At 67.2% G+C, this 9,829-nt stretch carries 9 protein-coding genes; 4 read left to right on the top strand and 5 right to left on the bottom strand.

All coding sequences use genetic code 11. The features are described from left to right. The first annotated feature begins 301 nt into the window (after nt 1-301). The gene (locus tag H3C53_12740; GenBank protein ID MBW7917531.1) at nt 302-2,275 is read left to right on the top strand and encodes an EAL domain-containing protein; all 1,974 of its coding nucleotides are present in this window, start codon (nt 302-304) and stop codon (nt 2,273-2,275) included. Here the strand turns inward: H3C53_12740 and H3C53_12745 are convergent. The 5 genes from H3C53_12745 to H3C53_12765 form a co-directional block, all read right to left on the bottom strand. Further along, nucleotides 2,264-3,133 carry a hypothetical protein gene (locus tag H3C53_12745; protein ID MBW7917532.1) on the bottom strand — a complete coding sequence of 290 codons (870 nt, stop codon included), beginning with the start codon at nt 3,131-3,133 and terminating at the stop codon, nt 2,264-2,266. The genes H3C53_12740 and H3C53_12745 overlap by 12 nt on opposite strands. A 230-nt stretch (nt 3,134-3,363) precedes the next feature. After that, nucleotides 3,364-4,716 carry a TRAP transporter large permease subunit gene (locus tag H3C53_12750; GenBank protein MBW7917533.1) on the bottom strand — a complete coding sequence of 451 codons (1,353 nt, stop codon included), beginning with the start codon at nt 4,714-4,716 and terminating at the stop codon, nt 3,364-3,366. Nucleotides 4,717-4,737: 21 nt separating this feature from the next. Next, the gene (locus H3C53_12755; protein MBW7917534.1) at nt 4,738-5,343 is read right to left on the bottom strand and encodes a TRAP transporter small permease subunit; all 606 of its coding nucleotides are present in this window, start codon (nt 5,341-5,343) and stop codon (nt 4,738-4,740) included. A gap of 120 nt (nt 5,344-5,463) precedes the next feature. After that, complete coding sequence (locus H3C53_12760) at nt 5,464-5,838, bottom strand: type II toxin-antitoxin system death-on-curing family toxin (GenBank protein ID MBW7917535.1); 375 nt, start codon at nt 5,836-5,838, stop codon at nt 5,464-5,466. Continuing rightward, the gene (locus H3C53_12765) at nt 5,835-6,065 is read right to left on the bottom strand and encodes a hypothetical protein (GenBank protein MBW7917536.1); all 231 of its coding nucleotides are present in this window, start codon (nt 6,063-6,065) and stop codon (nt 5,835-5,837) included. The genes H3C53_12760 and H3C53_12765 overlap by 4 nt, the downstream gene beginning before the upstream one ends. 183 nt (nt 6,066-6,248) lie before the next feature. Between H3C53_12765 and H3C53_12770 the strand changes: the two genes are divergently transcribed. The 3 genes from H3C53_12770 to H3C53_12780 form a co-directional block, all read left to right on the top strand. Beyond that, nucleotides 6,249-6,917, top strand: a complete 669-nt coding sequence (locus tag H3C53_12770; protein ID MBW7917537.1) for a TetR/AcrR family transcriptional regulator — start codon at nt 6,249-6,251, stop codon at nt 6,915-6,917. A 122-nt stretch (nt 6,918-7,039) separates the two neighbouring features. Continuing rightward, complete coding sequence (locus tag H3C53_12775; protein MBW7917538.1) at nt 7,040-9,319, top strand: MMPL family transporter; 2,280 nt, start codon at nt 7,040-7,042, stop codon at nt 9,317-9,319. Further along, nucleotides 9,306-9,829 (top strand): outer membrane lipoprotein-sorting protein (locus H3C53_12780; protein ID MBW7917539.1); only part of this gene is annotated, 524 nt, incomplete at its 3' end. The genes H3C53_12775 and H3C53_12780, both read left to right, overlap by 14 nt.

Raw genomic sequence — 9,829 nt, forward strand, 5'->3', positions numbered from 1 at the left:
CTAGCGCAGGAGCATCGGCCAGCAAGCTGTCAAGCTCAAGGTCTACCACGCGAGGAATGTAGCCGGCCACAGCCAAGTGTACACTTTTTACAGGGTCTACTGTACGAATATTACGAAGGCAGTTGAGCCGTTCTTACATCCGCAAGCTTGCTCGGAGCCTCTCCTTACGCAGACTGCCGAGGCCCGACCGATCGGCTTTGGGTTGGCCCTGCCTGCAGCGATGCCCGCGTCAGTGAAGCAGCATGGCACAACATCGCTTCACGTAAGGTTCCCGTCATGCGCCGGCGGCTACTGTTCACTCGTGACAACGGTGAGCCAACGCGCCAACCAGCTCGCCGAACCTACCGGCCCTCGCTACAACCAGGAGTGGCGCAAGACGCTGCTCGTCTTCATACCGTTCGGCGCCCTGGCCTTCTTCGTCGGCTGGGCGCTCGAGCAACCCAGCGGACAGGCGACCACGTTCGACATGATCGTCTACCCGCTGATGGGGTTCCTGCTCCTGGCCCTCGAAGCCGTGCTTGCCTTCGTGCCGCGAACCCTGGCCTTCGTCGTGCTGGCGATCATCGGCGGCGCGAGCACGTTCTTCTTCGCGAAGCTCGGTTGGCTGCTGTTCTTCTCGCCGAGCGAGACGGGGTTGCACGCGCAGTTCACGGAGACCCTCTTCTGGATCCCCGTCGTCTACCTGTTGTCGTTCATCTTGACCGAGGCCCGGCTCAGCCGAACCATCGTGCGGGTGTTCACGGCGGGCATGCTGCTGCTGGGCCTCGTCTACGCCCTGCCTGGTCTGCTGACCGGCACCACCAACTGGGGCGTCGTCTACACCCTCATCGAACTCAACCTCGCCAACACGGTGTTCCTGGCGCTCACATCGGCTTTCATCCGCCGCAAGGAGCAGCAGACGCTCACCAGGGCACGCATGGAGGAGGCCGAGAGACACGCCTACCGGGACGCGTTGACGGGCCTCGCCAACCGCGTTCAGCTCGACAAGGAACTCGGCAAGCTGCTCGAGAAGGCCACCGCCAACAACAGCCGCGTGGCGGTCCTCTATCTCGACGTAGACGGCTTCAAGGTCGTCAACGACACCCTCGGCCATGAGGCGGGCGACGAGCTACTGACGTCCGTAGCTGGACGTTTGCGGCAAGAACTCGACCAGGCCCACATCATGGCGCGCATGAGCGGCGACGAGTTCGTCATCGTGCTCGACGACGTGGAGAGCGCGAACGCCGCCATGTTCAACGCCAGGAAGCTCCAGGCCGCGTTGGTGACGCCGTTCGAGTTGCAGGGCATGTCGCACCACGTCAGTGCCAGCATCGGCATCTGCCTCTACCCGGACGACGCCTCCGACGGCCCCACGCTGCTACGCCACGCAGACTCGGCCATGTACCGCGTCAAGCGCTCCGGCAAGAACGGCGTCCAACGCTACCGCGACGACTCCGACGCGCAAGTCGAACGCCAACGCAACCTCGAAGGCGAACTGCGCACGGCGCTGAGCAGCGACAACAAGCAACTGTCCCTGGTCTACCAAGGCATCCACGACCTCAACACCGGCACGATGGTGAGAGTCGAGGCGTTGGCGCGTTGGCACCACCCCAAGTGGGGTCACGTTGGCCCCAACGAGTTCATCCCGATCGCCGAACGCAGCGGGCTCATCGTCTCCCTGGGCGAGTGGGTGTTGCGTGAAGCCTGCCGCCAGTCGAAAGCCTGGGAGGCGCTCTCCGGCCACGGGGTGGTCGTCTCGGTCAACGTCTCGGCCATGCAGTTCGCCCATCCTGGCTTCTACCGCACCGTCGAAGCGGCCCTCGAGGACCACGCACTGCTGCCCGAACTGCTCGAGCTTGAACTGACCGAAGGCATCGTCATGCACGGGGTCGACCACGTCGTCGAGACGCTCAAGCGCCTACAGCGACTGGGCGTGCGCATCGCCATCGACGACTTCGGCACCGGCTACTCCTCCTTCGCCTACCTCCGCGACCTACCCATCGACACCGTCAAGATCGACCGCAGCTTCATCAAGGACCTCGGCTCACCGTTACAAGCACCACAGTTCGCACTGGCCCTGGTCGAGGCGATAACTCACGTCGCCAAGCACCTGGATCTCCAGATCGTGGCGGAGGGCATAGAGACCGAAGCGCAGCACCAAGTACTGCGCGACCTCGGCTGCCACCTCGGGCAGGGTTACCTCTTCTCGAGACCGGAGAAGGCGCCCGACGTGCGCCCGTTCCTCCAGCTAGCTCCGAACCAGACGCAGGCCGTGACCAAGACCTTAGTCAACTGATTCGAGCCACAGAGACATAGCCGCCACCGAGCGATCACCAGCCCACGCCTCACAGCGGTAACGGCGCGAGCCGAGCGTCTCCTGGGTAGCGCCGTCACCGTCACGCGCCACGCGGAACACGGCCCGTTCACCGGCCCAGACGAGGTCACTGGCCTCGACCTCGCCGCGCACCACGCGGTAGGGCACGCCGTGAAGGCACCCCGCCAGGTACGAGAGCTGCCCCATGAGCACGGCAACGGGCAACGCCGGGTAGCCGTCGAAGTGACCCACGCAAGCGCCGACCGGCAGCGACTCGACGACTTGCTCGGCCATGTCCATGGTGCCGTGCCAACTAGCCGTGAGCAGCGAGCCGTATGGGCTTGGGGCCCTCGGCGTGGGCTTGCCCCTGGTGCGGAAGAGCCGCTCGAACGCCGAGTCGGTGAGCACCGCGTAGTCGACCTCGAACGAGGCGAGCGGCGCACCGTTGGCAGTGGCGGTTATCGCCGCCCTGGCACCGCGCTTATCGAGGTCGAGGACGCGCCCGTTGAAGCGAACCGGCGCACCGTAGGGCGCGTCGTTGGGTACGTAACGACACTCGGCGCGGCGCGCCAAGTAGTAACGGCGGCGATCGTCACCCTGCCGAGCCGCCGCGGTCAACAGGCCGACGATGGCGGCGTGTCTGCCAAGCTCGGCCGCGGGCATGGGGCCGAGCTCCGAGTAGCTCGGCGATTCGGCCGCGGCGGTCGCCCGCAGCCCAAGGCCCGCCATGTCGATGTCAGTCAGTGCGAGATAAGGCGGCCTGACCCCAACCCGCTCCAGCAGGTTCGGGGCGACAACGCTCGTCGTCGAGCTCTCGATATGTCGCGTGCGCGGGATCATCGTGCGGTCCCCAACGCGCGCTCCAGATCCTGCTGTCGGCAAGCGACCAACTGCCCCCAAGAACGGTTGTCGATCATCCCAGACCTCTCCCCTACGCCCCCCACGGGAGAAGCTACCACCTCCTGGACGATGCGGGCGGCTAGCCGAGGTCCGCCGCCTCGCGCTGGCGACCTCACCCGACCCGGTCATCCGCGTCGCGCCTGGCGCACCCGGGGTGAGTACGGCCTGGCCTACTGCGCGTTAGAGATCGAAGGCAACCACTGCACGATCCCGGGGAAAGCCACGAGCAGCAGTAGCGCCACGATCTGGATGAGCACGAACGGGATGATGCCGCGGTAGATGTGCTCCGTCTTGATCTGCGGCGGCGCCACCCCCTTCAGGTAGAAGAGCGCGAAGCCGAACGGCGGGGTGAGGAACGAGCTCTGCAGGTTCATGGCGATGACGACGCCGAACCAGAGCAGCATGTCCTGCCCGAAGAAGTGTGCCGCGATGGGCGTGATGAACGGCACGACGATGAAGGTGATCTCGATGAAGTCGATGAAGAAGCCGAGCACGAAGATGGTGAGCATGGTGAAGAACAGGAAGCCCCACTTCCCGCCCGGCAGGTTGACGAGGAACTGATCGACGAGGGTGTCGCCGCGCAGGGCCGTGAACACCATGCTGAAGGCGGTGGCGCCCACCAGGATGATGAACACCATGCTGGTGAGCTGGGTGGTCTGGCGCATGGTGTCGACCAGGTTCTTGAGGTTGAGGCGGCCGTTCACGAGCGCGAGGAGCATGGCGCCGATGGCGCCCGCCGCGCCTGCCTCCGTGGGGGTGGCGATGCCGAAGAAGATCGAGCCGAGGACGAGCAGGATGAGGAAGAGGGGTGGCACGAGGCTGCGCACGATCTTGACGGCCAGCACCTTGGCGGGCATCTGCCGCGCCTCGAGGGGCAGCGCCGGCGCCTCGTGCGGCTTGACCCAGGCGGTGAAGGCGACCCACGCGACGAACAGTCCGGCCAGCATGAAGCCCGGGACGAACGAACCGAGGAAGAGCTGACCCACGCTTATCCCCATCTGGTCGCCCAGGATGACGAGGACGATGGAGGGCGGGATGATCTGCCCGAGCGTGCCGGAGGCGGCGATCACGCCCGCCGACAGCGGCTTGCTGTAGTCGTACTTGAGCATGACGGGCAGCGCGAGGATGCCCATGGTGACGACGGAGGCGCCCACCACGCCGGTGGAGGCCGCCAGGAGGGCGCCCACCACCACGACGGAGATGGCGAGGCCGCCCCGCAGCCGCCCGAAGAGGATGCCCATCGTCTCGAGGAGCTCCTCTGCCAGGCCGGAGCGTTCCAGCATGACGCCCATGAACACGAAGAACGGCACCGCCACGAGCGTGTAGTTCTCCATGATGGTGCCGTAGATGCGTTGCGGCATGATGTTGAGCCGCGCCACGCGGAACAGAGGCTCCCACGGCAGGTCCAAGCCCAGGCCGGGGAGGAAGTCGGAGCCGATGAGCGTGAACAGCACGGCGGTGCCGCCCAGGCTGAACGCCACCGGGTAGCCGATGAGGAGCAGCACCACGGCCGCGCCGAACATGTAGAAGGCGAGGTACTCCACTCAGGCCGCCCCGGCCGTTCCGGTGGACGGAGCCTCGCCCGCGCCGCCTGACGGCGTGCCCGCCCTACCGGCCGGCGGTTCGGTGGGCGCCACCCCGCGCAACTTCGCCACCAGCCTGATGACCTGGCTCACGCCCTGCAACGCCAACAGCGCGAAGGCAATCGGGATGACCGTCTTCATCACGTATATGGGCAGGTTGCCGGCGTTGACGTTGACCTCGAGGTGCTGCCAGGAGCGCCGCACGTACGGCAGGCTCAGCGTGAACCCCATGAAGCAGAACGGGAAGAGGAAGAAGACGGTGCCGAGCAGGTCGACCCACGCCTTGCCGCGTTCCCGCAGGCGCGAGTAGACGATGTCGACCCGCACGTGCCCCTCCGTGCGCAGCACCCAGCCGGCGGCGAGCAGGAACACCAGGTCGAAGGCGTACGTCTGCAGCACCGTGTAGACGCTGCCGCCGAGCGAGACCCCGATGGCGCGCCCCACGTAGCGCGTGATGACGTTATAGGCGCCGAGGAGCACCATCACCAACGTGAGCCACTGCATGACGACCGCGATGGCGCCGTTGAACGCGTCGATGAACCCGGCAACCCTCAAGAACGCCTTCAACCAGGCGCCTCCCCTCCGTGACCGCTCATCACTCTTGGTTGCTGGGGGTCATGGTACTGCCGTCACCTGGGAGCGTCAACGCCGCGCCGGCGTGGAGCAAGCAGGGAGGCTGCCCGTCGCTCAGAACTGTTCGGTGTTGGCTGACAGCCAGCGGACGAGCCGGTCGAATCGGAACGCCCCACGCTCGTACAGTTGGTGGATGAAGTCGTACGTGGCTCCGGCCGAAGCCGTGATCCGCTGGCCGTTGATGGCCAAGAACGTGTAGGTGGCCGCGAAGGCGGTCCGCTTGTTCCCGTCCACGAAGGGGTGGTTCTGCGCCAAGCTCTCCCAGAGCGCGGCGGCTTCCTCGATCACGGTTGGGTAGTAGCCGGTCTGTGGGCGGAACAGAGCGGCTTCGAGCGAACCCAGGTCGCGAACGCCGCTCTCGCCCCCGTAACGCTGAACCTGATCCTCATGTATCGCCAGGACCTCGGCGACCGTGAGGTACTCGGTCATTCAGCCAGCTTCTTGTAGAGCGCCGCGAACTTCTCGTGGCTCACCTGATAGGCGGCCATGACGTGCGCACGAGGCTTCTCCTGCCGCCGCTTCTCGAGCAGGTCGGCGAGCGCCTCGTCGACCAGTGCTTGGATCTGCCTGCCCTCGCTGCGCGCGAGGGCCCGGATATCGCTGAGGATCTGCGTGTCCACCTGTGTGGCGAACTTCTCCCGGCTCACGCTTGCCATAGACACGCCTCCTGTCTGACCACGGCCTGCATCATGATACATCTTGATTCCTCCTGATCGGTTGGCCGGGGGCGCTTGACCTAGCGGCCGTGCGCGGCCGCGCCGACTCCAGCCTTGACACCGCGCACCCGAGCGACTAGGCTGACGGTCATTGAGTGGTCACTCAATAGCAGGAGGCGCCAGGTGCCCAGCCCGACCACAACCCGGAAACCGAGCCGCCGCGAGCAGGCGGAGGCGCGGCGCCTGCAGATCATGGACGCCGCCCTCAACCTGTTCGCGCAGCACGGCTACGCCGGCACCTCCACCAAGCAGATCGCTCAGGAGGTGGGGGTGACCGAAGGCCTCATCTTCCACTACTTCCCCACCAAGGCCGAGCTGCTCCTGGCCGTGGCCCGCCAACGCATGGGGTTCCTGAACGAGGCGTTGGGGCTCCTGGCGGGCCTGGAGGAGCTGCCGGCGCGCGAGGTGCTCGGCAGCATCGTGCTCGGTTGGGTGGAGATGATGCAGAGCCAGTCCGACATCGTGACCATGCTCCTGATCGAGTCGCAGACGAGCGGCGAGCTGGGCGGGGCGTTCAGGGGCGTGGTCGAGCAGTTGGCGGGCGCTCTCTCGAGCTACCTCCGCTCGCGGGTGCGGGCGGGCGAGCTGCGCGCCGACCTGCCGGTCGAGACCAGCGCCACGATGTTCTTCTCGTCTCTGATGATGTTCTTCCTCACCAACCGCGCCCTAACGCCCGCGGAGTGGCGGACGCGCGCCTCGCGCTTCACCGGCGAGATGCTGGACGCCTGGTTCCGGGGCGCCCTCGCGCCCGGCGCGGCGGCCACGCGCGGCGAGCCGTCCACCGAGGCCTGACCGAGACCCTCCCCGAGCGGCCGAAGGAGGTAGCAGCCGACCCAGCGCAAAGCCTTCGCCAAAGAATTGAGTAAGTGCTTAGTCATTCAGACTCGGCCACGGAACGGAGACCCCCCCACCGCATGAGTCGCATCGCCCGCTTCGCCCTCGAGCACAGCCGCGCCGTCATCGCCATCTTCCTGGCCATCACGGTGGCCCTAGCCATCAGCGCCACCCGCATCGAGACCGACAACGCCACCCAGTCGCTCTACCCCGACGACTCCAAGGTAGACGCCCTCGCCAAGGAGCTGCAGGCCACCTTCCAGCACCACGACCGCCTCCTGCTCGTGGCCAGCGGCGACATCTACACGGGCCCCACCATGACCCGCGTCACCGCGCTCACGGCCGCGCTTCAGCGCCTGCCGGGCGTGGAGAACGTGACGTCGGTGGCGACGGCCAAGCGCATGATCGACGACGACGGCTTCCTCATCGTCGACGACCTCCTGCCGAGGCGCGCCCCCGGCACGGACCCGAGCCCCGAGGAACTCGCCGCCGTCCGCGACTACCTCGCCACCTCCCCCATGTACCGGAACGTCACGCTCGTGAGCGCCGACGGCAAGCACGCCAGCTTCATCATCGAGATGGCGGAGGACCTCGACGCCAACGCCTTCGCCAAGAGCGTGGTCAAGACCGTCAAGGCCGAGTGGGAGGGCGAGTTCTCGCTGGCCGGCCAGGCGTTCACGAGCATGGAGCTGCAGGCGATCATCGGCCGCGACCTGCCCGTGCTCGGCGGCCTCGCCCTCGCCGCCATCCTGTTCATGCTCTTCCTCAACTTCCGCACGCTGCAGGGCACGCTCCTGCCGCTGGCGCAGATCCTGCTGGGCGTCGTGTGGGGCATGGGCCTCTTCCAACTGCTCGGCGGCAAGCTCATGGCGCTCACCGTCATCGGTCCAATAGCCGTCATGGCCGTGGCCAGCTCGTTCATCATCAACATGCTGGGGCGCTACTACTTCGAGCTGGCCCACGGCGCCGAGAAGCGCGTGGCCATCGACCGCATGCTGGGCGAGACCGGCCTGGGCGTCATCGTGTCGGGCGTCGCCATCTCCGCCGCCATGAGCACGTTCATGCTGTCGAGCCTGCAGATGGTGCGCGGCCTCGGGCTGGTGGCGCTCTTGGGCGTCCTCGCTTCGCTGCTCGCCAGCATGGTGCTGCTGCCCGCGCTCCTCAACGTGCTGCCACCGCCCAAGCGCGTCGACGACCCCGAGAACCCGGGCGGCCTCCTCAAGCTGCTCCGGCGCCTCGGTCGGCTCACCACCCGAAGGCCCCGCGCCGTGCTCGTCACCGCGCTCGTCATCGTGCTGGCCGGGGTGCTGGGCCTGCCGCGCATCGTGACCGACACCTCCATCCTGGCCTTCTTCCCCGAGGGGGGCGCTACCCGCACGAGCGTCGCCACCGTCGAGGAGGTGCTGGGCGGCTCCTCCACCATCACCGTGTGGCTGAAGGGCGACCTCACCGACCCCGCCCTGCTCACGGCCATGGAGGCGTACCAGGCCGACGTCTCGAGCCTGGCGGGCATGGGCCCGGGACAGTCGATCGCCAACGTGGTGCGCGCCCTCCACCTCACCCTCACGGGCGAGGAGGGCCTGCCGACGAGCCGCGAGGCCGTGGCGCAGGAGCTCCTCCTGTACCAGTCGTCGGGCGACGTCTCCGACCTGACCCGGTTCATGACGCTCGACTACCAGCAGGGCGTCATCAGCTTCGTGGCGAGATCGATGTCGACCGAGCGCGTGGCCGAGGTCACGAGCGAGATGACGCGCCTGGCGGGCGAGCACTTCGGCAAGCTCGCCACCGTCCAGCTGACCGGCAACCCGCTGCTCGAGCGCGAGATCGAACAGGCCATGCGCCACGACTTCGTCATCAGCCTCACCCTCGCCATCGCCCTGGTGCTGTTCATCGACAGCTTCGTGCGCTCCTTCCGCGCCGCCGCCGTGACCATCATCGTGCTGCTCTCCACCGTGGCGCTGCAGTACGGGCTCCTCGGCTGGCTCGGCCTGCCGCTGAACCTGGCCACCATGCTGATGGGCGCCCTCGCCATCGGGGTGGGCGACTACGCCATCCACCTGACAGTCCGCTACATGGAGGAGCGCCGCCACGGCAAGGATCCCGAGGCGGCCGTGGTGCACACGCTTCACAGCACGGGTCGCCAGATCCTCTTCACGGCCCTCACCCTGGGCGCCGGCTTCGGCGCGCTGGCTTTCGCCAACTTCGTCCCCGTGGCCACCCTGGGCCGGCTCATGCTCCTCACCGTCGGCCTCGTGGGCGTGGCCACCCTCACCCTGCTGCCGGCCGCGAGCCTCAAGTTCCTCCGCGACCCTCACACTCGCCTCCACCTCCCCAAGGAGCTCATGCATGAAGAAGCCTGACGCCACACGCCGCCTCTCCGCCCTCGTGGCGGCCCTCGCCCTGGCCGCCTTCGGCCTCGCCTTCGCGCAGAAGTACCCGGACGCCGACGCGCTCATAGCTGCCGTCGACGCCCGGCCCGAGCCGGCCACCAGCCAGGCCACCCTCACCATGACCATCACCACGGCCGGTGGCCAGACGCTCTCGCGCGAGATGCAGACCTGGAGCGAGGGCACCACCAAGCGCATCATCAAGTTCACGGCCCCGGCCGACATCAAGGGCTCGGGCTTCCTCACCCTCACGGCCGCCGACGGCAGCGAGGAGAAGCTCGTCTACCTCCCGGCGCTCGACCGGGTGCGCCGCATAGCCGGCGGGCAGCAGGGCGACTCCTTCTTCGGCTCCGACTTCGCCTACGAGGACATCACCGGCATCGACCAAGAGGACTACACCCACAAGCTCCTCGAGGTGAGGGACGGCCCCGTCTACGTGGTGGAGGCCGTGCCCACGCCGGAGAGCGGCTCGAGCTACGAGCG

The sequence above is a fragment of the Trueperaceae bacterium genome, assembly GCA_019454765.1.
In the GTDB taxonomy this organism is placed as follows: domain Bacteria; phylum Deinococcota; class Deinococci; order Deinococcales; family Trueperaceae; genus JAAYYF01.